This is a genomic window from Chryseobacterium sp. BGARF1, assembly GCF_001677955.1.
GTDB lineage: Bacteria > Bacteroidota > Bacteroidia > Flavobacteriales > Weeksellaceae > Chryseobacterium.
This window is the reverse complement of record NZ_LELA01000251.1, coordinates 1-244: the sequence shown is the minus strand read 5'-3', so window position 1 is coordinate 244 and position 244 is coordinate 1. Positions and strand designations below refer to the sequence as shown.

The window sequence follows — 244 nt, the reverse complement described above, 5'->3', positions numbered from 1 at the left end:
TTATTCCCGACCCTTTAGCAAATGCACCTAATACTCCTTTAGGCAACGAAGTTATTTTTGCTAAAAAAGAATTTGAAAATTCGCCATTAGACAGAGTTTTAGAACAAAAACAGGTAGGTCAGGCATGGAGCGAAAAGCCTGTAAAATTTAATTATGACGCCAATGCAGATGGGGAGGTGAAAAAATATACTGCTACATTTGATTATTCTACATTCGTTTCTGAAATTGTTTTATCATCAGTCGG

General features: G+C 35.7%; 1 protein-coding gene. It reads left to right on the top strand.

The window, feature by feature from the left end; all coding sequences use genetic code 11:
- Nucleotides 1–244: hypothetical protein (locus AB671_RS22645; protein WP_185114122.1), on the top strand; the 244-nt coding region annotated here is incomplete at both ends.